At 52.8% G+C, this 26,591-nt stretch carries 18 protein-coding genes and 3 tRNA genes; 12 read left to right on the top strand and 9 right to left on the bottom strand.

The genetic code is table 11. From position 1 onward, the window contains the following. Window positions 1-28 precede the first annotated feature (28 nt). From recC to recD, 4 genes are all read left to right on the top strand, one after another. A complete protein-coding gene (gene recC / locus BS640_RS11605; RefSeq protein ID WP_084912611.1) occupies window positions 29-3,403 on the top strand; it encodes an exodeoxyribonuclease V subunit gamma in 3,375 nt (1,124 codons plus the stop codon). Between the two features lie 124 nt (window positions 3,404-3,527). Further along, complete coding sequence (gene ptrA / locus BS640_RS11600) at window positions 3,528-6,413, top strand: pitrilysin (protein ID WP_084912610.1); 2,886 nt, start codon at window positions 3,528-3,530, stop codon at window positions 6,411-6,413. Next, window positions 6,413-9,982: an exodeoxyribonuclease V subunit beta gene (gene recB / locus BS640_RS11595; protein WP_084912609.1), complete on the top strand. Its 3,570-nt coding sequence runs from the start codon at window positions 6,413-6,415 to the stop codon at window positions 9,980-9,982. Before ptrA ends, recB begins: the two co-directional genes overlap by 1 nt. Beyond that, a complete protein-coding gene (gene recD / locus BS640_RS11590; protein ID WP_084912635.1) occupies window positions 9,982-11,862 on the top strand; it encodes an exodeoxyribonuclease V subunit alpha in 1,881 nt (626 codons plus the stop codon). The genes recB and recD overlap by 1 nt, the downstream gene beginning before the upstream one ends. A 75-nt stretch (window positions 11,863-11,937) precedes the next feature. Here the strand turns inward: recD and argA are convergent, their stop codons facing one another. Continuing rightward, a complete protein-coding gene (gene argA, locus BS640_RS11585; RefSeq protein ID WP_026110770.1) occupies window positions 11,938-13,263 on the bottom strand; it encodes an amino-acid N-acetyltransferase in 1,326 nt (441 codons plus the stop codon). Window positions 13,264-13,487: 224 nt separating this feature from the next. On the opposite strand from argA, the gene amiC reads away from it, so the two are divergent. Beyond that, window positions 13,488-14,735: an N-acetylmuramoyl-L-alanine amidase AmiC gene (gene amiC / locus BS640_RS11580; protein WP_084912608.1), complete on the top strand. Its 1,248-nt coding sequence runs from the start codon at window positions 13,488-13,490 to the stop codon at window positions 14,733-14,735. A gap of 101 nt (window positions 14,736-14,836) precedes the next feature. Here amiC and BS640_RS11575 read toward each other — a convergent pair. From BS640_RS11575 to BS640_RS11565, 3 genes are all read right to left on the bottom strand, one after another. After that, a tRNA-Met gene (locus BS640_RS11575) sits at window positions 14,837-14,913 on the bottom strand. A gap of 90 nt (window positions 14,914-15,003) precedes the next feature. After that, a tRNA-Met gene (locus BS640_RS11570) sits at window positions 15,004-15,080 on the bottom strand. 90 nt (window positions 15,081-15,170) lie between these two features. After that, window positions 15,171-15,247, bottom strand: a tRNA-Met gene (locus BS640_RS11565). A 258-nt stretch (window positions 15,248-15,505) separates the two neighbouring features. Between BS640_RS11565 and mltA the strand changes: the two genes are divergently transcribed. After that, entirely contained in the window at window positions 15,506-16,684 is a 1,179-nt protein-coding gene (mltA, locus tag BS640_RS11560; protein WP_017492002.1) for a murein transglycosylase A, read from the top strand. A 30-nt stretch (window positions 16,685-16,714) separates the two neighbouring features. Further along, window positions 16,715-17,557 carry a tRNA cyclic N6-threonylcarbamoyladenosine(37) synthase TcdA gene (tcdA, locus tag BS640_RS11555; protein WP_084912607.1) on the top strand — a complete coding sequence of 281 codons (843 nt, stop codon included), beginning with the start codon at window positions 16,715-16,717 and terminating at the stop codon, window positions 17,555-17,557. A 7-nt stretch (window positions 17,558-17,564) separates the two neighbouring features. On the opposite strand, the gene csdE is transcribed toward tcdA, so the two are convergent. Beyond that, on the bottom strand, window positions 17,565-18,002 hold the full coding sequence (gene csdE / locus BS640_RS11550) for a cysteine desulfurase sulfur acceptor subunit CsdE (protein ID WP_026110543.1): 438 nt from the start codon (window positions 18,000-18,002) through the stop codon (window positions 17,565-17,567). An 11-nt stretch (window positions 18,003-18,013) separates the two neighbouring features. Beyond that, window positions 18,014-19,237 carry a cysteine desulfurase CsdA gene (csdA, locus tag BS640_RS11545; RefSeq protein ID WP_084912606.1) on the bottom strand — a complete coding sequence of 408 codons (1,224 nt, stop codon included), beginning with the start codon at window positions 19,235-19,237 and terminating at the stop codon, window positions 18,014-18,016. A gap of 197 nt (window positions 19,238-19,434) precedes the next feature. Here csdA and BS640_RS11540 point away from each other — a divergent pair, with 197 nt between their 5' ends. From BS640_RS11540 to rlmM, 4 genes are all read left to right on the top strand, one after another. Then, complete coding sequence (locus BS640_RS11540) at window positions 19,435-19,656, top strand: YgdI/YgdR family lipoprotein (protein WP_017491998.1); 222 nt, start codon at window positions 19,435-19,437, stop codon at window positions 19,654-19,656. A gap of 333 nt (window positions 19,657-19,989) precedes the next feature. After that, the gene (locus BS640_RS11535; protein WP_017491997.1) at window positions 19,990-20,916 is read left to right on the top strand and encodes a transcriptional regulator GcvA; all 927 of its coding nucleotides are present in this window, start codon (window positions 19,990-19,992) and stop codon (window positions 20,914-20,916) included. Window positions 20,917-20,996: 80 nt separating this feature from the next. Further along, window positions 20,997-21,392, top strand: a complete 396-nt coding sequence (locus BS640_RS11530; RefSeq protein WP_084912605.1) for a DUF423 domain-containing protein — start codon at window positions 20,997-20,999, stop codon at window positions 21,390-21,392. Further along, complete coding sequence (gene rlmM / locus BS640_RS11525; protein ID WP_084912604.1) at window positions 21,385-22,491, top strand: 23S rRNA (cytidine(2498)-2'-O)-methyltransferase RlmM; 1,107 nt, start codon at window positions 21,385-21,387, stop codon at window positions 22,489-22,491. The genes BS640_RS11530 and rlmM overlap by 8 nt, the downstream gene beginning before the upstream one ends. A 125-nt stretch (window positions 22,492-22,616) precedes the next feature. Here the strand turns inward: rlmM and xni are convergent, their stop codons facing one another. The 3 genes from xni to queF form a co-directional block, all read right to left on the bottom strand. Further along, a complete protein-coding gene (xni, locus tag BS640_RS11520) occupies window positions 22,617-23,372 on the bottom strand; it encodes a flap endonuclease Xni (protein WP_017491994.1) in 756 nt (251 codons plus the stop codon). Between the two features lie 153 nt (window positions 23,373-23,525). Then, entirely contained in the window at window positions 23,526-24,890 is a 1,365-nt protein-coding gene (gene ppnN / locus BS640_RS11515; RefSeq protein WP_017491993.1) for a nucleotide 5'-monophosphate nucleosidase PpnN, read from the bottom strand. Between the two features lie 127 nt (window positions 24,891-25,017). Beyond that, entirely contained in the window at window positions 25,018-25,863 is an 846-nt protein-coding gene (gene queF / locus BS640_RS11510) for an NADPH-dependent 7-cyano-7-deazaguanine reductase QueF (protein ID WP_084912603.1), read from the bottom strand. A 92-nt stretch (window positions 25,864-25,955) separates the two neighbouring features. Between queF and syd the strand changes: the two genes are divergently transcribed. Then, a complete protein-coding gene (gene syd / locus BS640_RS11505; protein ID WP_017491991.1) occupies window positions 25,956-26,504 on the top strand; it encodes a SecY-interacting protein in 549 nt (182 codons plus the stop codon). Window positions 26,505-26,591 lie beyond the last annotated feature (87 nt).

Below are 26,591 nucleotides of genomic sequence, written 5' to 3'. Positions count from 1 at the left end.
GTCGTCCGTGGACCTCAAGGAAACCGATATGTTCACCGTCTACCATTCCAATCAGTTGGATCTTTTAAAAATACTGACAACCCGACTGATTGAGGGGCGTCCTTTGGACAATCCTTTTGAGCAGGAAGTCATACTGGTCCAAAGCCCAGGAATGGCACAGTGGCTGCAAATGGAACTCGCTCAGTCTTTTGGTATTGCGGCCAATATTGCTTTCCCACTGCCGGCGACTTTTATTTGGGACATGTTTACCCAGGTTCTACCCGGAATCCCCAAGGAAAGTGCGTTCAGCAAAGATGCGATGACCTGGAAACTGATGTGGCTATTACCAGGCAAACTCTCTGAGCCGGAATTTGCACCGCTGCAAAATTATTTGACCGACGATCGCGATAAAAGAAAAATTCATCAGTTGGCCGCGCGGGTCGCAGACCTTTTTGACCAGTATCTAGTTTATCGCCCTGAATGGCTGAAAACCTGGCAACAAGGCCGTTTAGTTGATGAAGAACTTGACCCCTCGCAGCTGTGGCAGGCTCATCTGTGGCGGGCTCTTTGCGAGTACACCGAAGAGCTAGAGCAACCCGAATGGCATAGGGCCAATCTTTATGAGCGTTTTATTGCGGCCTTGAACAAGGCGGATGTTTGCCCACCTGGCTTGCCAAAAAGGGTTTTCATTTGCGGAATTTCGGCGCTGCCCCCGGTCTATTTACAGGCGCTGCAGGCGCTGGGTAGACATATCGATATCCATCTAATGTTTACCAACCCTTGCCGTTACTATTGGGGAGATATTCAAAATTATGCCTTCCTCGCTCGTTTACAGAGCCGTCGGCGTCGACATTATCTTGAGTCCGGTGAAACATCACTCTTCAGAGATCCCTCGCAGGCCCAACAGTTGTTTAATGAAGAGGGTGAGCAAAACCTCAGTAATCCACTGCTGGCTTCATGGGGCAAGCTGGGCCGCGACCATATGTATTTGCTGTCACAGGTCGATGAGATTCAGGAAGTACATGCCTTTGTCGACGTAGGGGACGAAACGCTGTTGCATGCTATTCAGCAAGATATGTTAGACCTCGAAGACCGCGCCGTTATCGGCATGACGCCCGAAACGCTGAACAGTAGCGAAAGCAAAAGACGGCTGCAGGAGGGGGACGACTCGCTGAGTGTGCATATCTGCCACAGTCCTCAGCGCGAAGTTGAGGTGTTACATGACAATCTGCTGGCAATGATGGAGGCCGACAAACATCTTACACCTAGAGATATTATCGTCATGGTCGCCGACATAGACAGCTACGCACCCTATATTCAAGCCGTGTTCGGCAATGCACCGAGAGAACGCTATTTGCCATTCGCTATCTCAGACCGCAAGGCAAGCCAGTCACACCCAGCCTTGCAGGCCTTTGTTTCCTTACTCGATTTGCCGCAAAGCCGTTTTACCTCAGAGCAGGTTCTGGCATTGCTCGAGGTCCCTGCGCTGGCGACGCGTTTCTCTATTGATGAAGAAGGATTGAGGCTGCTGCGCCAATGGGTGGGCGAATCGGGTATTCGTTGGGGGCTTGACGACGATAACGTTCGCGAGTTGGCGCTTCCGGCCACAGGCCAACACACTTGGCATTTCGGCTTAACACGTATGCTGCTTGGCTATGCGATGGACAGTCGAGCCGGTGACTGGCAGGGCGTATTGCCCTATGACGAATCGACCGGGCTTGCCGCAGAGTTGGCAGGGCATCTGGCTGAGTTACTGATGCAACTCAGCCAATGGCGTATTCGTCTTGCCCAGTCTCGTACGCTGGAGGACTGGTTACCGATATGTCATGAACTTCTGAGCACCTTTTTCTCCCCGGAAGGGGAGACGGAGATTGCTCTGGCGCTTATCGAGCAGCAGTGGCAAAAGGTCCTCAATCAGGGACTGGCGGCGCGTTATCCCGATGATGTTCCGCTCTCTATCTTGCGCGACGAACTGGCATCGCGTTTGGATCAAGAGAGGATCAGCCAACGCTTTCTGGCCGGACCTATCAACTTCTGTACCCTGATGCCTATGCGTTCAATTCCGTTTAAAGTGGTTTGTCTGCTGGGAATGAATGACGGCATCTATCCTCGAACGTTGCCGCCGCTAGGGTTTGACCTGATGGCAAAGCAGATGAAAAGGGGGGACCGTAGCCGTCGAGACGATGACCGCTACCTGTTCCTTGAGGCACTGCTTTCGGCACAGGACAAGCTGTACATAAGTTATATCGGTCGTTCAATTCAGGACAACAGTGAAAGATATCCGTCGGTGTTGGTTAGCGAGCTGCTTGAATACATTGGGCAAAGCTACTGCCTGGAGCAAGATCTTAGTCTTAACGCTGACGAAAGCGAAAAGCGGGTGCGTCAGTATCTCGAACACTGGCATTCACGTACGCCCTTTGACGCCAGCAACTTTGATAGCACCAGTGAAGCAAGGAGCTATGCAGCAGAATGGTTGCCGGCAGCGGGAGGTCAGGGGAAGCCGCTGACGGACTTTACCCAGCCTCTAAGCGACCTGCCACTACACGAGATAACGCTTGATAACCTGCTGCGCTTTTATCGCCACCCGATCAAGGCCTTTTTCCAAATGCGGCTCAACGTCAGCTTTGTCGTGGAGGAGACCGAGTTATCAGACGAAGAGCCCTTTATTCTGGATAATCTCAACCGCTATCAGCTGAATACTCAGCTGCTGAATGCGCTTATTGAAGAACAGGATGCTAGCGTGTTGTTCAATCGCATTAAAGCCTCGGGGGGGCTGCCTTACGGTGCTTTTGGCGAGATTTTCTGGAACAGGCAGTGTGAGGACATGACCGAACTTGCCGAACAGGTCAGGGAAGCACGAACAGAAAGCGGCAGCCTGGAGCTTTCGCTTCCGATTGGCGATATCCAGTTAACGGGCTGGATGCATCAGGTACAAAGTGACGGCCTTCTTCGCTGGCGTCCAGCCGCATTGCTTGCACGCGACGGTCTTCTACTGTGGATTGAGCACGTCGTTTACTGCGCCAATGGAGGTACGGGCGAAAGCCGGATGTTTGGCCGCAGCGGCACGGCTTTCCATTACGCCAACCTGAACCGCGAGGAGGCGATGATGCAGCTACAAACCTTGATAGAGGGTTATAAACAGGGGCTGAACTCGCCGTTAAAACTCCTTGGAAAAAGCGGCTGGGCATGGCTGGACGTCTGCTTTGACAAGCAAAGTGGAACAATAAGCGATGATCCCGAAAAGCAGAGCAAAGGGCTCACTAAACTTGCACAAGCCTGGCAAGGCGATGGGCGCGTGCCCGGTGAGGGGCAAGACCCTTATGTACAAAGAGTCATGCGTCAGCTTGATCCAGAAAACGTCGAAGCCATCATTGCTGAGGCAGAGCGCTTTCTTTTACCTGTGGTTCAACATAATCTGGCCTAGGTGCCGAGATAAAAAACTATCTGTTGCCTGTGAGGTCTGAGTTATTTAGCACGCTTTTGGTTAGAGGTTCGGTCATTTTCGACTCTATAGCCTGAGTTATCTTTTCTATCAAGGGAGACAGGTAATGTTAAAACAGCTTACCCGTGTAAGCGGGTTACTGTTGTTGTTGACGTTTTGGGCCCCCGTAGTCTGGTCCGCGACAGACTGGCAACCCATTGCAGAAACAATACATAAGAGTCAAAACGATCCTCGCCAGTATCAGGCCATTAAATTGTCCAATGGTATGACGGTACTACTTGTTTCCGACGCCAATGCCAGCAAGTCACTGGCTGCGCTGGCCGTGTCGGTTGGGTCCTTACAGGATCCCGATGGGCAACTGGGGTTGGCGCATTTTACTGAACATATGCTGCTGATGGGTTCAAAAAAATATCCTAAACCTGAAAGCCTCTCCGAGTTTCTCAAGATGCACGGTGGCAGCCACAACGGCAGTACCGCCTCTTACCGCACCGCTTTTTATCTTGAGGTTGAAAATGATGCTCTGAAAGAGGCGGTCGATCGCCTCGCTGATGCCGTTGGTGAACCTTTACTTGACGCAAGCTATGCCGACAAAGAACGTAATGCGGTCAATGCCGAGCTTACGATGGCGCGTTCGCGTGACGGCATGCGTATGGGACAGGTTCGTGCTGAAACGCTGAATCCGGCGCATCCTGGGTCGCGCTATGCAGGTGGGAACCTTGATACCTTAAAAGATAAACCGGGCAACAGTTTGCATGATGCGCTGGTCAATTTTTACCACCGTTATTATTCCGCGAATCTGATGGTCGGCGTGATTTACAGCAATAAGTCCTTACCCGAGCTGGCGCAAATCGCCTCCGATACGTTCGGAAAGATTGCCAACCACAATGCTGTTGTCCCGCCAATAACCGTGCCAAGCGTCACTCCGGCTCAGCAGGGCATTATCATTCATTACGTGCCTGCGGAGCCGCGCAAGCAACTGCGCATCGAATTTGCTATCGATAATAACAGTGCTGCATTTCGCAGTAAGACGGACACCTATATCAGTTACCTGATTGGTAACCGTAGCAAGAATACGCTGTCAGACTGGCTGCAGAAAGAAGGGCTTGCAGACGGAATCAACGCCGGTGCCGACCCGATGGTACAGCGTAATCAAGGGATCTTCGCCATTTCGGTGTCTCTCACTGACAAGGGGCTGGCGGAGAAGGATAGGGTGATTGCAGCCATTTTTAACTATCTGTCGCTGATTCGCTCACAGGGCGTTAAAAAAGAGTATTTCGATGAAATTGCACACGTGCTGGCGTTGGATTTCCGTTATCCAGCGGTGACACGTGATATGGATTACGTCGAATGGCTGGTAGATACAATGGTGCGAGTGCCCGTCGATCATGTTCTGGATTCACCTTATCTTGCCGACCAGTTTGATCCTCAGGCCATTGATAGTCGACTGGACTCCCTTACTCCAGAGAAAGCCCGTTTCTGGATTATCAGCCCGAATGAACCCCATAATAAAATGGCCTATTTTGTTGATGCACCTTACGAGGTGGATAAGGTCCCCGCCGCAGAATTTACCCAGTGGCAGCAGTTGGAGGGCCAGGTCAGTTTGTCCTTGCCGATGCTAAACCCCTATATTCCTGAAAATCTCGATCTGGTCAACAAAAGCAATGCGCCTGTCAAGCCTGCTCTTATCGTTAATAAGAAGGGGCTACACGTTCTTTATATGCCAAGCCACGACTTCTCCGGTGAGCCAAAGGCCGACATCACGCTGGCATTTCGTAGCGAACAGTCACTGAACACGGCAAAAAAACAAGTGCTCTATGGCCTGAATGATTATCTGACCGGCGTGGCCTTCGACCAGCTGAGCTATCAGGCTTCGATTGGGGGTATCGGTTTTGCGACCTCCCCGGACAATGGTCTGGAGCTCAATGCGAATGGCTTTACCAATCATCTCCCTGATTTATTAAGCGAGCTGGTAGAGGAGTATCCTAAGGTCGTGCCCACACCGGAGCAGCTTGAGCAGGCCAAGTCCTGGTATCTCGAACGGCTCGCTTCCGCAGACAAGGGTAAGGCGTTTGAATTGGCCCTACAGCCTATTCAGTTGATTTCACGCCTGCCGTACAGCGAACGTGAGGTACGTGAAAAGCTGGTGAAAAGTATCACGTTAAAAGAGGTAGTCGACTACCGTAAAAGCCTGCTGGATGATGCGGCGCTCGAAGTGTTGGTGGTGGGGAATATGACGGCTCCTCAGGTTGAAAAAATGGTCAACAATATTGAGGCCAAGGTTAAGCCTCGTGGTACGCAGTTCTGGCGCGGAAGCCGGATTATTATCGATCGTCCCAAGAAGGTTAATATGCAGCGCGTTGGTACCTCGACGGACTCTGCTTTAGCTGCGGTTTATGTCCCCGTAGGCTACGACGAGGTTCGCAGTATGGGATATAGCGCGCTGCTGGGGCAGATAATTCAGCCTTGGTTCTACAGCCAGCTTCGCACGCAGGAACAGCTCGGTTATGCGGTGTTCGCCTTCCCAATGCCGGTCGGCAAGCAGTGGGGGATAAGCTTCCTGCTGCAGAGCAACAGCAAGCAACCCAAATATCTCTATGAGCGTTATCTTGCCTTCTACCCTCAGGTTGAAAAACGTCTGCGCGATATGAAAGACGCCGAATTTAATCAGTATAAGCAGGGGCTGCTGAACGAGATGTTGCAGAACCCACAGACCATGACTGAAGAGGTCGGGCGTTTTAGCGAAGACTTTAGCCGCGGTAACGACAAGTTTACGACCCGAGCCAAGGTTATTGCGGTGATTCAGGGGCTGACGCAGAAACAGCTGGCAGATTTCTATCATCAGGCTGTCATCAGCCAAACCGGGTTTACTATGCTTTCTCAGGTTTCGGGCAATGACAGCAAGGTTCATGAGTATGCTGCACCGTCAGGTTGGAAAACTTACTCGACGACCTCAAGTTTGCAGAAAACCTTTCCACATCAGGTTAATAAATAATGACAGAAACAATCCCGCACAAACTCAACCCTCTCACTCTGCCGCTGTCGGGCGAGCGTTTGATTGAGGCTTCTGCGGGCACCGGAAAAACTTTTACACTGGCGCTTCTTTACCTGCGCCTGCTGCTTGGCCTTGGCAAGGAGGCCGCATTTTCCCGCAGGCTGACGGTAGAAGAGATTCTGGTGGTCACTTTTACCGAGGCGGCCACGGAGGAACTGCGTGGTCGTATTCGCAGCAATATCCACGAGCTGCGGCTGGCCTGTATCAGAGGTAATAGCGCTAACCCGATGCTTACGGCGCTAATGACTGAAATTGTTGACCTGTCGGAGGCGGCCTCGACGCTGTTGGCCGCTGAGCGTCAAATGGACGAAGCGGCCATCTATACCATTCACGGCTTTTGCCAGCGCATGCTGATGCACAACGCGTTTGAGTCGGGCATTCTTTTTGAGCAAACGTTAATTCAGGACGAACTGCCGCTGCGCCGTCAGGCCTGTGCCGACTTTTGGCGGCGATATTGCTACCCGTTGCCGCTCGATATTGCCCGTGTGGTTTCGCAAGAGTGGAGTGGGCCTGAAGCCTTGCTTGGAGACTTGTCCTCTTATCTTCACGGCGAAGCGCCGCAGCTGCGTTTCCCGCCCGACCAGCAGGAAACGCTCGAAGACCGACATCAACGTATTGTTTCGCGTATCGACGACATCAAGCTGCAGTGGCTTGCCGCTGCGGCAGATTTTGAAAGTCTGATAACTCAGTCGGGTATCGATAAACGGAGCTACAGCAGCCGCTATCTTCCCAACTGGCTTGCTGCCATTGGCGACTGGTCTTCTCAGCCAACGGAAAGCTACAGCCTACCGAAGGAGCTTGAACGTTTCCGCCAGTCGGTGCTGCTTGAGAAAACCAAGAAAGGTGAGCCACCCGAACATAGGGTGTTTAGTGCCATCGATCGGCTGTATGAAGAACCATTAAGTATTCGAGATCTGGTGATTGCTCGCGCATTGACGGCAATCCGCCAGTCGATTGCCGAAGAAAAACGTCAGCGTGCCGAGTTGGGGTTTGATGACCTGCTTAGCCGGCTTGATAATGCGCTGCGCCAACCTGGTGGAGAGGCGCTGGCCCAGGCTATCCGCCAGCGCTATCCGTTGGCCATGATCGATGAGTTTCAGGATACCGACCCACAGCAGTATCGTATTTTTCATCGTCTTTATGGTAAACAACCGGCCTGTGGCCTGTTGCTAATCGGCGACCCTAAACAGGCGATTTATGCTTTTCGTGGTGCCGATATTTTCACCTATATGCGTGCGCGTTCCGAAGTGAGTGCTCATTACACCATGGACACCAATTGGCGTTCGTCGGTGCCGATGGTCAACGGCGTGAACAAGATTTTCTCACGGCTGCCGACGCCGTTTCTGTTTGCGCAAATACCCTTTATTTCGGTGCAGCCTGCGCCTAAAAATAACGAGCTGAGCTTTGAGCTGCACGGCGTTAAACAGCCGGGATTGCAGTGCTGGCTTCAGCCCGGGGAAGGCGTTGGCGTGAGTGACTACCAGCAGTTTATGGCACATTACTGTGCCTCACAGATTCGTGACTGGCTAACCGCTGGCCAGGAACAGCAGGCATGGCTGGTTTCGGGTCAAACGCGCCGGGCAGTTCAGGCATCGGACATTACGATTTTAATCCGTAGCCGTCGTGAGGCCGCACTAATCCGTGACGCGTTGAGTGCACTGAATATTCCCTCGGTTTATCTTTCGAATCGCGACAGTGTCTTTGATACCCCAGAAGCGATGGACGTGCTTTGGTTGTTGCAGGCAGTGTTGACGCCGGAACATGAAAGAACGCTGCGAAGCGCAATGGCAACCGGCCTGATGGGGCTTGATGCCCTGACGCTCGACGCACTCAGCCAGGACGAACTGGCGTGGGACAAACTGGTGGACGAGTTTGACGGCTATCGTCAACGTTGGATGCAGCGTGGCGTATTGCCGATGCTTAAAAATCTTATCTCCCACCGACACCTGGCTGAGGATCTGCTGGCAAACCCTGGGGGAGAACGGCGAGTCACCGACTTGCTGCATCTTGGCGAGCTTCTTCAGGAGGCCGCGGCACAGCTCGACAGTGAGCATGCGTTGGTTCGCTGGCTTGCACAACAGATTGCCCAGCCAGACACTCAGTCCCAGAGTCAGCAGCTAAGGCTTGAGAGCGACAGGCATCTGGTCAAAGTTGTGACTATCCACAAGTCGAAAGGACTTGAGTATCCGCTGGTTTGGCTACCGTTTATCAGTAATTTTCGCCTTCAGCAGCAGGGGCTTTATCACGACCGTGAGAGCTTCGCGGCGCTGCTCGATCTCAGTGAGGACGAGAAAAGCCTTGAACTGGCCGAGGAAGAACGCTTGGCCGAGGACCTACGCCTCCTCTACGTTGCGCTCACGCGTTCTGTTTATCACTGTAGTCTCGGTATTGCGCCGCTCATTCAGGGGACGCGTAAAAAACAGGGCGATACCGATCTGCACCTCGGCGCTCTTGGGTACCTGGTTCAGGGCGGACAGGCTGGTGATGCGAGTTATCTTGCCGAGTCTCTACAGGCTCTGGCCGATGAAAACGTGGCTGTTGCACAGGCTGCTACAGTGGAGCAAACCCTGTGGGTCGCGCCTGAAGTGGCGACTCCTGAGCTTTCGGCAGCACAGATAAGCCGTAGCCTTGCCGACTTTTGGCGTGTGACTAGCTATTCCGGTTTGCAGCAGCATGGCTCATCACTTGCTCAGGACTTGCTGCCAAAACTTGACGTTGACGCAGCCGGTGAGCAACCCGAGGATATTGCGCCGCAGATGACACCGCACAGCTTCCCACGCGGTGCTGCACCGGGGACGTTCCTCCATAGCCTGTTCGAGGAGATAGACTTTAGCCAGCCGGTAGACCCACAGTGGCTGCTGGAGCAGCTCGAAGCTCAAGGTTATGCTGGCGAATGGCTGCCGGTGCTTGAAGAGTGGGTAAATAATGTGCTGACCGCGCCATTAGACGAGAGCGGCATGGCGCTTGCCGAGCTGGAACCTTCTCAGCAGCAGTCTGAATTACAATTTTATCTGCCGATCGACGGATTGCTCAAGTCTGAGCAGCTTGATGCTCTGGTTCGTCACTACGATCCCTTGTCTGCGCAGTGCCCTCCTTTAAATTTTCAGCAAGTTCGTGGCATGTTAAAAGGCTTTATAGATTTGGTTTATTGCTGGCAGGGACGCTATTACCTGCTCGACTACAAGTCCAACTGGCTTGGAGAGGACAGCAGTGCCTACACCCGTTCTGCGATGGAAAACGCTATGGCGCAGCATCGTTATGACCTGCAATATCAACTCTATACGCTCGCTCTTCATCGTTATCTGGGACATCGATTAGCGGGATACAGCTATGAAAAACACTTCGGGGGCGTCATCTATCTGTTTTTACGCGGAGTTGATTCGGCTCATCCCGACAACGGTATTTACCGTCAACGCCCAGACGAGGCGTTTATTAAGGCGATGGACAGTCTGTTTAAGGGTGATGAGGTGCCAATGTTGACCTCGTTGTTGTTGCAGGAGAATTCATGATGTTGGCCCTTTACGAACAGGCGATGGCACTCGGTGCGTTGCGTGCACTCGACGTACAGTTTGCACGAACGATAGCGGGAGATAATCCGGCCATGATGCTGGCTGCAGCCTGCCTGAGCGCCGAAGCTGGAAAAGGGCACGTATGCCTTCGCCTCGAAGAGCTACGGCCTGACCGGTTGTTTGAGGGCCGTTTCCCCGCGTTGGCGAGCAGTCTTTGGCTCAGCGCGGGCGAGCCTGATGAAGCACAGTGGTTGTCTTTATTACAGCAGCATCCTGCGGTCAGCGACGGGAGCGGAGCGACACCTTTGGTTTTGCAGCAGCAACGGCTTTATCTCCAGCGTATGTGGCAGGACGAAGGGCAGGTTGCCGCGTTCTTTATTGACGAAGGCGTTCTGTCGTCGCTCAACCTGATGGAGCAAAACGGTGAAATTGCGGTTGACGAGGCTCGCCTGCGTGAGGTTCTCGACCAGTTGTTTGGGCCAGCGACCCCAGGCGAAATTGACTGGCAAAAGGTTGCCGCCGCCGTTGCAGCAACCCGTCGTATAGCGATTATCTCCGGGGGACCGGGGACGGGTAAAACCACGACGGTGGCCAAACTCCTTGCAGCGCTGGTACAGCTCAATAGCGAGGGGCGGCTGCGTATTCAACTGGCTGCTCCGACGGGCAAAGCGGCTGCAAGGCTTACCGAATCGTTGGGACAGGCGAGCCGCAGGCTGAATCTCACCGACGAGCAGCGCGTTCAGTTCCCCGATGAAGCCTCGACGCTGCATCGTCTGCTGGGGGCTCAGCCGAACAGCCAGAGGATGCGCTACCATCAGGGCAACCCACTGCACCTCGACGTGCTGGTGGTCGACGAAGCGTCTATGGTCGACTTGCCTATGATGGCTCGTCTGATTGCCGCATTGCCTGCCGAGGCGAGGGTCATCTTCCTAGGGGATCGTGACCAGCTCGCTTCGGTTGAAGCGGGTGCGGTACTCGGTGATATTTGCCGTTTTGCCGAGGAGGGATACAGCCCGGCACGCGCCGCAGAGCTAGAACGGCTCACCGGCTGCGCGATAACCGGCGAAGAAGGGGAACATGCGGCCAGCGTCCGCGATACGCTTTGCCTGCTGCGTAAAAGTTATCGATTTGACTCGGGTTCCGGCATTGGCATTCTGGCAAAGGCGGTTAACGCCGGGGATGCTCAGCTCGCAGGTCGCATTCTGTCGCGGGATTTGCCGGACGTCGGCAGCTTTGCTCTCAACGAGACAGAAGATTTTAAAATGCTGCTCGATGCCTGTGTGGCGGGTTATCGCCCTTATTTACAAGCCGTGGCCGCAGGTGAGGATCCGGCCGAAATCCTCAAAGCATTCGGCACCTTTCAGGTACTTTGTGCGCTGCGCGAAGGACCATTTGGTTTGACAGGGCTTAATGAACGCATTGAACAGGTTTTACAGCGTGAAAGACTTATCCGCAGACCGACCGCGTCGGGTGGGCGTTGGTACGCCGGAAGGCCGGTGATGATAAGCCGCAATGACAGTGCGCTCGGGCTGTTTAACGGCGACATCGGCATCACGCTGCGTAACGAATTGGGCGAGCTTAGGGTATATTTCCAGCTCCCCGACGGACAAATCAAATCGGTACAGCCGAGCCGACTGCCGGTGCATGATACCGCTTATGCGATGACGGTGCACAAGTCGCAGGGGTCTGAGTTTGAACATACGCTGCTGGTCTTGCCAAATCACTTCTTGCCGGTGTTGACCCGTGAACTGGTGTATACGGCTATCACGCGTGCCAAGCGTCGGCTGTCGCTTTACGCCAGTGAGAAGGTTTTAGGGTTGGCAATACGCACGCCGACGCTGAGGCGAAGCGGGCTTGTCGAGCGGTTAACCACAGGTTAAGGCATCGATAAAACAAAAAGGCAGACTGAGTGACCTCATTCTGCCTTTTTTATTTTTACGCCGCTACGTGGCTAATTACAGGTCGGCGATCAGGATCTTGGAGCGGCGCTGGTAGTTGTACATTTCCTGCTTTTGAATCGGCAAAACGTCGACGTCAGCCGGTTTGAATCCGCGCTCCTGGAACCAGTGGATGCTGCGGGTCGTCAGCACGAACAGGCGATTAAGCCCCATCTGTCTTGCGTGGCTGGCAACGCGTTTTAGCAGCATCTCGCCGCGCGACGAGCTTCGATAATCAGGATGCACGGCGACGCAGGCCATCTCACCTATCTTCTCGTCGAGGAATGGATACAGTGCAGCACAGGCGATGGTCAGGTTATCGCGCTCGATGATGGTAAATTTATCAATTTCCATCTCAAGCTGTTCGCGAGAACGGCGGACCAGAATACCCTGTTGCTCAAGAGGACGAATAAGCTCAAGGATTCCACCGATGTCGTTGATAGTTGCACGACGCACCTGCTCGGCGCTTTCCATCACGACCTGCGTACCGATTCCGTCACGAGAGAACAACTCCTGGACCAGTGCGCCGTCTTCCTGATAGCTGATCAGGTGACTGCGACGCACGCCGCTGCGGCACGCTTTGACAGCACCGCGCAGGAAGCGCACAGTTTCTGACTGGTATTCGCCTTTATCTTCAATTTTCTCGATGAAGTCCTGCGCCTCATTAGGGAAGAGCTCGGAGATAATGTTGCCTTCTTCGTCACTTACACCCTGTTCGGCGCTGAAACCGATCATCTTCTCGGCCTTTAGTTTGATCGCCAACTGAGTCGCGACCTCTTCAGACACCAGATTGAAGCTCTCACCGGTAACGGAAACCGCAACCGGCCCCAGCAACACGATGGCGTTGCTGTCGAGCTGGCGGTGAATCGCCTCTTCATCGATACGGCGGATACGACCGCTGTGGCAATAATCCACGCCGTCGTCCACACCCAAAGGCTGCGCAATAATGAAGTTACCGCTGACCACATTGATATGCGCACCCTGTAACGGCGTGTTATTCAGGCTCATCGACAGACGTGCAGTAATATCGAGCTGCAAAAGACCCGCAGCCTGCTTAACCAACTCTAATGCTCGGGCGTCGGTCACGCGGGTGTTCTTGTGATAGATCGGCTGATAGTCATGCTCGGACAAGTTGCTGTCGATTTGTGGTCGTGCGCCATAAACCACAACCAGCCGAATACCCAGGCTATGCAACAGCCCGATATCGTTGACTATATTTGTGAAATTCTCATGTTCAATGGCCTCACCACTGAGCATGATAACGAAAGTCTTACCCCGGTGAGCATTGATGTAGGGAACTGAGTGGCGAAAACCTTGGACCAATTCAGTGCTTCGTTCCTTCACGGCAAAACCTCTTTTGCATTTTTATTCGTAATTTTCGTATTTTTATTCTTTTGTGGCTGTGTGGCAAGTAAGAAATCTCTGTTTTTGAAATTCAATTATTTCTAAGGCACAAAAAACTGAAAAATCCTGACAATCCTGAAGGTGACAGCAGCGGATCGATTCGTTAAAGTTTGTTCTATTGCGTTTTGTTACTTTTATTTATTATTTGATATCTTTGAGACTGCATGCCTGACGAACAACATAATTCTCGCCGTCGCCTCCTGTTACAAAGCGCAGCAGCATCATGGTTGTTAAGCGTTAGCCGGATTGGTTTTGCCGCCAGTCCGCACGTTGTTGCCGTTCGCGTCTGGCCCTCGACCACCTATACCCGCATTACGCTGGAATCCAGCCAGTCGCTTAAATATAAACAGTTTAGGTTACAGAATCCGTCGCGTGTCGTGATTGATATTGAAGACGTGCAGCTTAATTCTGTGCTTAAGGGGATAGGTGAAAAAATACGCGCGCAGGACCCTTATATCTCTCAGCTGCGCGTCGGGCAATTTAATAAAACCACTGTACGACTGGTGATTGAGCTAAAGCAAACTATCTCTCCACACCTGTTCACGCTGCCGCCTGTGGCGGGGTTTCGTCATCGGCTGGTTATTGACCTCTATCCTGAGCAGGGCGGCGGCGAGCAGGACGATCCCCTGTTAGCATTGCTCGAAGACTACAATCGTGGCGATGTTGCGCGAAGTTTGCCGCCAGAAAAAAAGAAGGACGGCAAGGCAGGACACGAACGCCCAATTGTGATTATGCTCGACCCTGGTCACGGTGGTGAAGACTCCGGTGCCATCGGCAAATACAAGACGCGAGAAAAAGACGTGGTGTTGCAGATTGCCCGTCGACTGCAAAAGCTCATCAGGCAACAGCCGAACATGACCGTTTACATGACCCGCAACGAAGATATCTTTATTCCCTTAAAAGTGCGTGTCGCCAAGGCAAGAAAGCAGCGCGCAGACTTGTTTATCTCCATTCATGCTGATGCCTTTACCAGCCGAGCGGCACGAGGCTCATCTGTGTTTGCGCTCTCAACCGAAGGCGCGACCAGCGCTGCCGCGCGCTTTCTGGCCCACTCCCAGAATGAATCGGACAAAATTGGTGGCGTCAGTAAAAGCGGTGACCGCTATCTCGACCATACTTTATTTGATCTGGTGCAGACTGCCACCGTCAATGACAGTCTGAAATTTGGCAGAGAGGTGCTGACGCGAATGGGTAAGGTCAACCATCTGCATAAGCACAAGGTCGATCAGGCGGGGTTTGCGGTATTGAAAGCGCCTGACATTCCATCGATTCTGGTTGAGACCGCCTTCATTAGTAACATCAGCGAGGAGCGAAAACTACGTACCAGCCATTTTCAGCAGCAGGTTGCGGAATCTATTCTGGCCGGGATTACGGCCTATTTTGCAAACGGCGGCATGTTGGCCCGTCGATAAACAAGGAGGTTTAGGGGGGGGAGGGGGTAAATCGCGGGCAAAAAAAAACACCCGTAGGGTGCTTGTTTTTAACAGATTCACATTTAATGTGACAGTAAGATTGGTTGCGGAGGCCGGATTTGAACCGACGACCTTCGGGTTATGAGCCCGACGAGCTACCAGGCTGCTCCACCCCGCGTCCGTATACTAACTTACTTTTTACTTCTTACGCAATTAAATCACGTAGTTATCGAACTTACATCCAATTTCGTATTGAGCAATGCGAAATTGGTTGCGGAGGCCGGATTTGAACCGACGACCTTCGGGTTATGAGCCCGACGAGCTACCAGGCTGCTCCACCCCGCGTCCGTATACTAACTTACTTTTTACTTCTTACGCAATTAAATCACGTAGTTATCGAACTTACATCCAATTTCGTATTGAGCAATGCGAAATTGGTTGCGGAGGCCGGATTTGAACCGACGACCTTCGGGTTATGAGCCCGACGAGCTACCAGGCTGCTCCACCCCGCGTCCGATGGAGGCGAACTATACTCCCCGTGAGAAATGATGCAACCTCTTTTTGTATTTGATTGAGATAAATCGCTTTATCGCTTTCTTTTTGTTCATAATGCCGGTTATTTCTGCTGTTTTCCGTTAAAGCATTTTTTTCTGCGGCGTAATTCCTTTCCTATTCCCCCTTTGTTATCTTTCCTCCCAGAAATCCGGCGCCATAAAAGCGACAGTCGCGCTGGATTAAGAATTTTGATCCCTGAGCAAGAGAGCGCATTAATGAAAGGACGTTGGACTAAATATTTGCTGAGTGGGCTAGTGCTTGCCGTGCTGGCTGGCTGTTCATCCCGACCGACCGATCGCGGCCAGCAGTACAAAGACGGGCGTCTCGACAATGCGCTTGAGTATGTCAACGAGCCAAACGCCAGCGGTAAGCCAGTGAATGCGCGCGATTACGCGAATCAGGTGCTGGAGGTGCAGGCTGCATCGTCCTCTCTTTATAACCGCCATACCAATACCTATAGCGCCATCGAACGTTGGGTACGTTCTGGAGCGGACACCCGCACGCTGAGCCAATACGGTATTAGCGCCTATCAGATGGAAGGCGCAGACAATTTCGGTAACGTGCAGTTTACTGGCTACTATACGCCGGTAGTCCAGGCGCGTTACACGCCGCAGGGTGAGTTCCAGTATCCTTTATACCGTATGCCGCCAAAACCACGCGGCGGTCGCCTGCCGGATCGCTCGGCAATTTACGCCGGTGCCATCAGCAGTCGCTATGCCGTGGCTTACACCAATTCCCTGATGGATAACTTCATGATGGAAGTGCAGGGCAGTGGCTACGTGGACTACGGTGACGGTCGTCCTCTGACCTTCTTCGGCTACGGCGGCAAGAATGGTCATGCGTATCGCAGTATCGGCAAAATCCTTATCGATCGCGGCGAAGTAGCGCGTCAGGACATGTCGATGCAGGCCATTCGCCACTGGGCGGACACACACAGCCAGGCTGAGGTGCTCGAGCTACTGGAACAGAATCCTTCCTATGTGTTCTTCAGGCCTGAACCTTTCACGCCAGTGCGCGGTGCGGCGGGCGTTCCTTTGGTTGCCAAGGCATCGGTGGCCTCTGACCGTTCCCTCATCCCTTCTGGTACTACGCTGCTTGCCGAGGTGCCAGAGCTGAACAACAACGGCAAATTTACCGGTAAATATCATCTTCGCCTGATGGTTGCTCTGGACGTAGGCGGTGCAATCAAGGGACAACATTTCGATATGTATCAAGGGATTGGTCCAAACGCGGCGATTGCGGCAGGATTTTATAATCACTATGGGCGCGTATGGGTGTTAAAATCCTCGCAAAGCGCTCAGCCAATGTTGACCTCGTATCAGGAAGGGCAACTCGGCGGCGGGTCTCAGCTTGTTCCGGCAGCTGACGCCAAGAATCCTTTTGCAGACAATTAATTAGCACTTAGATTTGAGAGGTCACACAACATGGCAGCGGAATACTCTGAGGCTTATCAACAGCGCTTCGGCGGCACGGCGCGTTTATACGGTCACCAGGCTCTGGCGCTGTTTTCTGCTGCACATGTCTGTGTGATTGGCATTGGCGGCGTGGGATCCTGGGCCGCTGAGGCACTGGCGCGTACCGGTATTGGCGCAATTACGCTGATTGATATGGACGACGTTTGCGTCACCAACACTAATCGGCAGATCCATGCGCTGCGTGAAAACGTAGGTCAGTCAAAGATTGAAGTGATGGCACAGCGCATTCTGGCGATTAATCCTGAGTGTAAGGTGACCTGCATTGACGATTTTATTACGCCCGACAACGTTGCCGAGATGCTCAATCGAAATTTTAGCTATGTGATTGATGCCATCGACAGCGTACGTCCGAAGGCTGCGCTGTTGTCATACTGCCGCCGCTATAAAATTCCGGTCGTCACTATCGGCGGTGCGGGGGGGCAAATTGACCCGACGCGTATCGAAGTAGCTGATCTGGCTAAAACTATTCAGGATCCGCTGGCGGCCAAGCTGCGTGAGCGCCTCAAGAATGATTTTAACGTCACCAAAAACAACAAGGGTAAGCTGGGGATTGATTGCGTGTTTTCCAGCGAACCGCTGATGTATCCGCAGGCAGACGGTTCTGTCTGTGCATCCCGCGCCACGGCCGAAGGGCCGAAACGGATGGACTGTGAGTCTGGATTTGGTGCGGCAACGATGGTCACCGCAACCTTTGGTTTTGTTGCAGTATCTCACGTGTTGAAGAAGATGATGGCCAAGGCAGAAAGAATGGCAGCCGCTGAGGCTGTTAAAAGTCCTGCAGCGGCTGTTTAAGACATTTTTAAAGACAGGTGCGGGCGATGTTCTGTACGCCCTGTGAGAGCGCAGCCAGCCCGCTGGCACGGCTGCTGCTCAACTGTTCACGCAGCTGTAGCGTCTCAAAAAGTGCAAGCGGATCTCGGTTCAAGATTTCTTGCGGCGTTTTTCCCTCGACGGCGGTGAGGAGAACTGCAAGTAAGCCTTTTACTATTCTGCCTTCGCTGTCGCCATAAAAATGAATCCCACCGTTTTCGAGTCGTTCGTAGCCTAGCCAAACGCGATTCTCACAGCCCGAAAGCTCAATCGATGGCGTTTTCAACGCTGCGTCGAGCGGCGGCAGGGCTTTAGCCAGCATCACCAACTGACGATAGCGGTCTTCCCACAGGCGGAAGCCGGAAAACGTTTCAATCAACGATGACTCGGTAATCTCGTATCCAAAAGGGTGCGGGGCTAACATAATTTCTCTCTAATTCAGTCTGCCAATAGCTCGAGGGCGAATCGAACGCCGTCGACCAGCCGTTCAACGTCCTGCTGGGTATTATAGGGCGCAAAGGAGGCGCGCAAGGAGCCACTGACGCCAAGCGCCTCGGTTAAAGGTTGGGCGCAGTGTTGGCCGGCGCGCAGTGCCACGCCTTTCTCGGCCAGCAAGGCAATGATATCACTGTGGTGTACCCCTGCGATATCAAACGCCAGCAGCGATGAACCGCTGCGACGGAAGCTGCGAAAACCGGGGACGGCGCTGAGCGCTTTTTCTGCGTTGTCTGCCAACTGCGCGCTATAGCGCTCAGCGGCGATACGGTCTAGGGTGCTCAACCATTGAACGGCCGACCCCAAACCCAGCACGCCCGCGATGTTAGGCGTACCGGCTTCGAAGCGATGCGGTGCCTGTTGCGGAGTAAAGCGCTGCATGTCGGTATGGGTCAGCATTTTTCCGCCGCCGTGCCATGGCTGCATCGATTCCAGTCGCTCACTTTTGCCATAAAGCACGCCAATCCCCGTTGGGCCATACAGTTTGTGCCCTGAGAAAGCGTAAAAATCTGCGTCGAGTGCCTGTACGTCTGTTTCGCCATGCACCACACCCTGCGCACCGTCGACCATAACGGGCGTGCCGTTGGCGTGACAGAGGGCAATTGCGGTCGCGAGGTCGGGCTGTCCACCGGTTACATTAGACATCTGGCCGATAGCCAACAGGCGAGTGCGTGAATTAAGCAATGCGGGCAGGGCAGAGATGTCGGGCAGAAAGTCGGCGTTCAGCGGGAGTGTCACCACCTTTGCCTGACACTGTGCTGCCAGCATGAGCCAAGGGACGAGGTTGGCATGATGTTCGGCCTGACTGACAATAATCTCGTCGCCCGGCTGTAAACGCGGGCGTAGATAGCTTTGCGCAACCAGGTTTATTGACTCGGTGGTGCCGCGTGTCCAGACGATATCCTCTACGCGGGGAGCATGAATAAAATCGGCGACCTGCTGGCGTGCCTGCTCATAGGCCAGTGTTAAAGATTGTGCCGCTTTATGCTGGCTGCGGTGCACCGTGGCCCCTGCGTTTTGATAATAATTCACCGTCGCGTCAATCACCGTCTGCGGCGTGAGCGCAGTCGCGGCACTGTCTAAATAGCACAGTGTCTGAGCCGCGTCTTGGTTTAACGCGGGGAAATGGCGGCGAAATTCGGTGAAATCAAAAGGCGTATTGGTCATCAAAAATCCTGGTCATACCGGCGAATACGTTAATCGGTTAAAGGCCTGCATATAATGAAACAAGCGTCTTATATCACCTTTAGGAATGCTTACCTGGAAATATACCAGAAGCTTGTTATGCTGAAATGGAGTGTCTATCGAATTTTAGCGATATCTTTATCCTGAAATTCAAGCATTTTAATCTACAGGAGTTAATTATGAAGAAGATCTTCGCCGTAGTTTCAGCTGTTTTACTTGCCGGTACCCTTGCTGCTTGTTCAAGCAATTATGTGATGCATACTAACGATGGACGCACTATCGTTGCAAACGGTAAACCAAGCACAGACAGTGACACCGGTATGATCAGCTACACGGATGCCTATGGTAACAAACAGCAGATCAATAAGTCAGAAGTAAAAGAGATGGTCGAAGGTAACTAATCCTTCAGGCAAAAAAAAGCACCGCAAAATGCGGTGCTAAAAAATCACTTTGGACAGACAGGGTAATGTACAGGAAGTGAAAATTTGTAGCACTTAAGCTACTGGTCTGGATTGCCAGACAATACAAACACAACATCACAACCACTAGCCAAAAGCATCACGGCATCCTCATACCACTCAACTTTTCGTTCCGGCTACAGGAAGTGGCGCAACTATAGGTTTTTGCCTGTACATCCTCAATGGACAATTTATAATGTCTCGGATTAAAAAAACTAATAACTAAAATTGTGCACGGGTCTTTGGCCCGCGGCCTGAATGAGAAGTATCCACTTCATGTCTAAACGTTTACCCCCACTTAACTCATTGCGTGTGTTTGACGCAGCGGCGCGGCACCTGAGTTTTACCAAGGCGGCCGAGGAGCTTTTCGTCACACAGGCCGCAGTAAGCCACCAGATCAAGTCACTTGAGGACTTTTTGGGCTTAAAACTGTTTCGCCGACGCAATCGATCACTTTTGTTGACCGAAGAAGGGCAGAGTTATTATCTCGATATTAAAGAAATTTTCTCGTCGCTGAATGAGGCAACCCGCAAGCTTCAGGCGCGCAGTGCGAAAGGCGCGCTGACCGTCAGTTTGCCGCCGAGCTTTGCCATCCAGTGGCTGGTTCCGCGTCTCTCTGGCTTTAACTCAGCTTATCCGGGGATCGACGTTCGTATTCAGGCCGTTGATAGAGAAGAAGATAAATTATCGGATGACGTAGACGTGGCAATCTTCCACGGTCGAGGTAACTGGCCGGGACTGCGCACCGAGCGTTTATACGCCGAATATCTCCTGCCGGTTTGCGCGCCTTCGCTATTAATGGGCGATAATGCGTTGAAGACGCCGGAAGACTTATCCAAACACACGCTACTGCACGACGCCTCGCGCCGTGACTGGCTTGCGTATACCAAGCAGCTGGGTTTGCAGCATATTAACGTGCAGCAGGGACCGATATTCAGCCACAGTGCAATGGTGGTTCAGGCGGCGGTGCATGGTCAGGGTGTGGCGCTGGCGAATAATGTGATGGCGCAGACTGAGATTGAGGCGGGCCGCCTGGTGTGCCCGTTTAATGAAGTTTTAATCAGTAAAAACGCTTTTTATCTGGTTTGTCATGACAGTCAGGCAGAACTGGGTAAAATAGCCGCCTTTCGTCAGTGGATCCTCGCGCGCGCTGCCAGCGAACAAGAAAGGCTGCGCTTCCGCTACGATCAACCGCAGATATAGAAGACTTCTATAAAAGAAAAAATTTCGATATCCAGAGTATCAACGCTTCTGGAATTTGAAACTAAAGGATAACACTAGCTATGAGCAGTCGTGCAATGTTGATTTTTGCCGCCATCAGCGGCTTTTTCTATGTCGCCTTTGGCGCATTCGGCGCACATGTATTAAGCCAATCGCTGGGCTCTGCCGAGATGGCGTGGATTCAAACCGGATTAAATTACCAGAGTGTTCACACGCTGGCGATATTGGCTCTGGGCGTTGCCATGCAGCGTCGCAGCAGCCTCTGGTTTTATTGGAGCGGCGCCTGTCTGGCTCTGGGAACCGTATTATTCAGCGGCAGTCTTTACTGCCTGGCGCTGTCAGGACTCAAATTCTGGGTCTTCGTTACACCGATCGGTGGAACCTTCTTCCTGATCGGTTGGATATTGATGTTAGTCGGCGCGCTGCGTCTGGGACAAAAGGCACAACGCCATGAATAATAAACTCGCACTCTACTGCCGTTCTGGCTTCGAAAAAGAATGCGCGGCGGAAATCACCGCCAAAGCGGCCGAGAAAGAGATCTTCGGTTTCGCCCGCGTTAAAGAAGACAGCGGCTATGTGCTGTTTGAGTGCTACCAGCTGGAAGACGCCGATCGGCTGGCGAAGGAAATTCCTTTCCGTGAGCTTATCTTTGCCCGCCAGATGCTGGTTGTTGGCGAGCTGCTTAAAGACCTGCCGCCTGAAGACCGTGTAACACCTATTGTGGGTATGTTGCAGGGCGTTATCACTAACGGCGGCGAGCTTCGCGTTGAGGTCCCTGACACCAACGAAAGCAAAGAACTGACCAAATTCTGCCGCAAACTGACTGTGCCGCTGCGTTCGGCAATGCGTGAAGCGCGCGTATTAGGTAAAAAAGAGAATGCGCAGCGTCCTGTGGTGCACGTATTCTTTATCGCACCGGGCTGCTGCTATGTGGGTTACTCCTACAGTAACAACAATTCTCCGTTCTACATGGGGATCCCGCGTCTCAAGTTCCCATCCGACGCGCCAAGTCGCTCTACGCTGAAACTGGAAGAGGCGTTCCACGTCTTTATTCCGGCCGACGAATGGGAAGAGCGACTGGCCAGCGGAATGTATGCGGTCGATTTGGGTGCATGTCCGGGGGGGTGGACCTATCAGCTGGTTCAGCGCAGCATGATGGTAGACGCTATCGATAACGGCCCGATGGCACCGAGTTTGATGATGACCGGTCAGGTGACACATCACCGCGAAGACGGCTTCAAATATAAGCCAACGCGCAGCAACATTTACTGGCTGGTGTGCGATATGGTCGAAGTGCCGGCCAAGGTTTCGGCGCTGATGGGCGACTGGCTGGTTAACGGCTGGTGTCGTGAGGCTATTTTCAACCTCAAGCTGCCGATGAAAAAGCGCTACGAAGAAGTTTCGCAGATCCTTGCACACATGAAGAGCCGTTTGGCCGAAAACGACATCAACGTTGAAATCTTTGCCAAGCAGCTGTATCACGACCGCGAAGAGGTAACGGTTCACGTCCGCAGGTTCTGGGCAGCGGTTCCTGGCCGTCGCGACGAGCGCTATTAAATCCTCGTCGTTCTTGTTGCTGTAGCAGCGTTGCCTGCCTTAGCTCTCCCCGAACACTGACTTATGTCAGTGTTCGGGGAGGCGACTTTATGGGTGCCTTGCCACGTCATAACTCAATTTACGGTTCAATTTTTGAGCCGTAAATCTTGCAGATTCCCGTTTAAAACCACATTTTTTTGCAGCGTAGAGACGCGGCGGCAGGCAAAGGCCAGCTCCTGATATTCACGCAACTTCTCCCGCCATTTCTCCGGTACGTCTTGCAGATTCTCATAGAGTGCTTCGAGCGTAGGATACTGCGCGAGCAGCGTTACTGCTGTTTTGGGCCCGATGCCCGGCACGCCAGGGATCTTGCTGCTGCTGATACCTGCGAGTCCCCAGTAGTCGGTAAGCTGAGTCGGTAATACCCCGAAGCTGGATTGGACAAAAGGCATGTCGAGCCAGCGTTTCTGGAAATAATCGCGTATCTGCACCTGCGGCGCTAGGAGTTGGCAGTAGCCTTTATCGGTCGAGACAATGGTCACCTGATGGCCAGCGCCGGCCACCTTGGCGGTCAGGGTAGCGGCAAGATCATCGGCTTCTTGTCCTGCCGAATGCCAGCAGGCAATGCCCTGGCTCTCAAAGCCGGCCTTCAGTGCGGGCATCTCGGCAAACAGGTTTTCTGGCATCGGAGAACGACCCGCTTTGTAGTCGGGCAGACACTGGTGGCGCCAGCTGTCATGACGATCGTCTTCGTCAAACACGGCGACGGCGTGGGAAGGTAGCGTATGTTGAATCAACTGGTTAACGGCGCTCTGGCAGGCGATGACGCAGGGAGAACCCTGTACAGCATGAATGCGCCTGATTAAATTCAGTGCGTCAATGATTAGTAAGTGAATTTTCATTTCAAGAGGGTATCAGTAAATCGGGGAGATGGCACCGCAGACGTGAGCTTGCGGTGCTTTGCAGTTATAAATTGCGAGGATTCGCCCAGTAAAACACTTTCCCCACTTCTTCAGCGGGGAAAGGCTAGGTGACGAGACCCCTGAGCGCTAAACTCAGGAACAGATTTCATAGCAAGGTACGTAGGCCGTACCCGGCAGTTTCATACGATGCTGAGCAACAAAACCTTGCAGCAGACTGTCCATTTTTTTCATCAGTTGCGGGTCGCCATGCAGCTTGAAACGGCCGTGCTTCTCGATAGCACGGATCCCAACCTCTTTAACGTTACCGGCAACAATACCGGAAAACGCCCTGCGAAGTGCAGCGGCAAGCTGTTCCGGCGGCTGATTGGGGTGCAGATTGAGATTCGCCATGTTTTCGTGGCTTGGCTCAAACGGCAGCTGCAGATCGGGTGCTATACGAATCGACCAGTTAAAGCTGTAGGCATCTCCGCTATTGCGGCGATTCTCTTTAACTAATGGCATCGCACGTTTCAGCTGACGGGCAACTTCAATCGGATCGTCGATGATAATGGTGTAGTGTTTCTGCGCTTCATCACCCAGCGTTTCGCGAATAAACGCATCCAGCACGGTAAAGTAGTTGGCGCTCTCTTTAGGCCCGGTCAGGATCAACGGTAGAACCTGATCGCTGTTGGCCGGATCCATCAGAATACCCAGCAGATAAAGCAGCTCTTCGGCGGTACCTACGCCGCCCGGGAAGATGATGATCCCGTGTGCAATACGCACAAAGGCCTCAAGGCGTTTCTCGATATCCGGCATGATAACCAACTCGTTAACCAGCGGATTTGGCGGCTCTGCGGCAATGATCGACGGTTCGGTCATGCCAATAAAGCGGCTATTTTTGTAACGCTGTTTCGCATGACCGACGGCGGCACCTTTCATCGGCGCTTCCATCGCACCCGGCCCACAGCCGGTACAGATATTGAGTTCACGCAGACCTAACTGGTTACCGACGTTGTGCGCATACTGGTACTCAATTTCATTAATCGAGTGGCCGCCCCAGCACACCACCATGTTCGGATCTTCGTCCAGGTGTAGCGTTCGGGCGTTGCGCAGGATAGAGAACACCAGATTGGTGAGGTACACCGAGCTGCCTGTGTCGAGGTCCTGATATCGGCCCGCGGTGCTGAGCTGCGCATTGACGAACAGGATATCGCGCAGCACGGCAAACAGGTTGGCCTGCAGCGAGCGAATAATACGACCGTCGACAAACGCCTCTTCGGGCGGGTTTACTAATTCAAGTTTTACGCCGCGTTCGCGACGCAACACGTTGATGTCAAAGCTTTCAAAGCGGTCAAGCAGCTCTTTACTGCTGTCGGTCTGGCTCCCGCTGTTCAAGACTGCCAAAGAACAATTACGGAAGAGGCGATATAAGTCGCTGCTCGCAGTACGTTTGAGCATGTCCACTTCCAACTGAGACAACAAATCCATTGAGCCAAGTGGGCTGATATGTGTAATCAAAGTTGCTCCTTATTAACGCCGCGTTAATGATGTCTTGCGTGCTTGTTATGCTTTAACAGTAAACCTGTCCATAGGCTTTTACCATTGGTCGTCGCTCGACAGCTCAGTTCTTGAGCAAAGTCGGGCCTTATTGGCGAACAAGGCGTGCGGTTGTCGGCTCAAACAGGAAATTGGCACGCCACGGGTTAATGTCGAGACCACCGCGGCGGGTATAGCGGGCATAGACCGCAAGACGCGTCGGTTGGCAGAAACGCAGCAGATCGTTAAAAATGCGCTCGACGCACTGCTCGTGGAATTCGTTGTGATTGCGGAATGAGACCAAATAGCGCAACAGAGCTTCGCGGTCGATGGCTGGCCCACGATACTGAATCTGCACTGAACCCCAGTCAGGCTGATGGGTAATCAGGCAGTTTGATTTAAGCAGGTGACTGACCAGCGTTTCATCGACTATTTTGTCGCTGGTGGCGTCCTGGAGATAATCGGTACTGAAGCCGTAATCGGTGATTTCAATATCTTGAGCATCGATACAAATACCGGCGAAGCGGCCGATTGGGCTGCCTTCAATCTCGTGCAGGGCGCGGAGACTGACGGTCACGCTGCCTTGAGCGCAGGCGCTCAGGTCTTTTTCGAGCGTCATCTTAACGGCGTCCCAGTCCTGGAATTTGGTCTGGTTGAAGCTGTTGAGGTACAGTTTGAAGCTCTTTGACTCGATGAGATTGACGCTATCGGCTTGCAGGCTGATTTCACCGACGGCGACCTGCGGCAGACCCTTGGCATTTAGCCAGGAGAGTTCGTACATCGTCCAGATGTCTGCGCCGTGGAACGGCAGAGAGTCCGGAAATAGCCCAAGGGGTTCGCGATTCATGCTGCGAGGCACGGCTTGCAGCAGAGTGGCGTCGTATTGGTCGCGATAAGGCGTCGCTTTGCCTAGTGTCAGTTGAGAAAGAGCGGGGTTATCCTGATAGGAGGACATGCTGTCACCTTGATAAGAGATTGGTACAATACAAAACGAATTGCGTATTCTCCTAGTTTAACGCACTGCTGACCCTGAAGATGAGAAAAAATATGGACCTTGATGTTTCCGACGCCCTGCGCGGGTTTACCCAACGTTATGTTGAGCTGTGGCAGCAGCAAACCGGTCATGAACCCGCCAGTGAAGAGTTGTTCGGTGTGGCGTCACCCTGTGCCGTAAGAAGCAGCGACAATGAAGTGTTTTGGCTTCCTCAGCCTTTTACGCCACCTTCCGCGCTTAACAACGTTGAACGTGCGCTCGATATTCAACTGCGTCCCGAGGCCCATGCGTATTTCACCACGCAGTTTTCCGGGGATATGAGTGCAAGCTATCTCGAGCACTCATTCAATTTGGTGCAGGTGTGGAGTGAAGACGATTTTATTCGCCTGCAGGAGAATCTGATTGGGCATCTGCTGACGCAAAAGCGTCTCAAGCTTTCTCCGACCCTTTTTCTGGGGACTACCGATTCGGAATTAATGCTCATCTCGCTCTGTAACCTCAGTGGCGAGGTATTGCTCGAGCAATTTGGCAGTAAAAAAAGAACGATTCTCTCGTCTTCGTTATCCGAATTCCTTACAATGCTGCTCCCTCGAAATCCCTGACTGAGCGCATGGGAAATTTGGCTTACGGACGTGTGAGAGATCTCTCACAAACGCTGTAAGAGATCTCTTATATTTACTGCTAATAAT

It is taken from the genome of Rouxiella badensis (assembly GCF_002093665.1).
Classification (GTDB): domain Bacteria; phylum Pseudomonadota; class Gammaproteobacteria; order Enterobacterales; family Enterobacteriaceae; genus Rouxiella; species Rouxiella badensis.
This window is presented reverse-complemented; position numbering and strand designations above follow the sequence as displayed.

Excerpts from the sequence above, each read along its gene's own strand:
- recC (WP_084912611.1), top strand. The coding sequence starts at position 29 with ATGTTCACCGTCTACCATTCCAATCAGTTGGATCTTTTAAAAATACTG.
- ptrA (WP_084912610.1), top strand. The coding sequence starts at position 3,528 with ATGTTAAAACAGCTTACCCGTGTAAGCGGGTTACTGTTGTTGTTGACG.
- recB (WP_084912609.1), top strand. The coding sequence starts at position 6,413 with ATGACAGAAACAATCCCGCACAAACTCAACCCTCTCACTCTGCCGCTG.
- recD (WP_084912635.1), top strand. The coding sequence starts at position 9,982 with ATGTTGGCCCTTTACGAACAGGCGATGGCACTCGGTGCGTTGCGTGCA.
- amiC (WP_084912608.1), top strand. The coding sequence starts at position 13,488 with ATGCCTGACGAACAACATAATTCTCGCCGTCGCCTCCTGTTACAAAGC.
- mltA (WP_017492002.1), top strand. The coding sequence starts at position 15,506 with ATGAAAGGACGTTGGACTAAATATTTGCTGAGTGGGCTAGTGCTTGCC.
- tcdA (WP_084912607.1), top strand. The coding sequence starts at position 16,715 with ATGGCAGCGGAATACTCTGAGGCTTATCAACAGCGCTTCGGCGGCACG.
- csdA (WP_084912606.1), bottom strand. The coding sequence starts at position 19,237 with ATGACCAATACGCCTTTTGATTTCACCGAATTTCGCCGCCATTTCCCC.
- BS640_RS11540 (WP_017491998.1), top strand. The coding sequence starts at position 19,435 with ATGAAGAAGATCTTCGCCGTAGTTTCAGCTGTTTTACTTGCCGGTACC.
- BS640_RS11535 (WP_017491997.1), top strand. The coding sequence starts at position 19,990 with ATGTCTAAACGTTTACCCCCACTTAACTCATTGCGTGTGTTTGACGCA.
- BS640_RS11530 (WP_084912605.1), top strand. The coding sequence starts at position 20,997 with ATGAGCAGTCGTGCAATGTTGATTTTTGCCGCCATCAGCGGCTTTTTC.
- rlmM (WP_084912604.1), top strand. The coding sequence starts at position 21,385 with ATGAATAATAAACTCGCACTCTACTGCCGTTCTGGCTTCGAAAAAGAA.
- xni (WP_017491994.1), bottom strand. The coding sequence starts at position 23,372 with ATGAAAATTCACTTACTAATCATTGACGCACTGAATTTAATCAGGCGC.
- queF (WP_084912603.1), bottom strand. The coding sequence starts at position 25,863 with ATGTCCTCCTATCAGGATAACCCCGCTCTTTCTCAACTGACACTAGGC.
- syd (WP_017491991.1), top strand. The coding sequence starts at position 25,956 with ATGGACCTTGATGTTTCCGACGCCCTGCGCGGGTTTACCCAACGTTAT.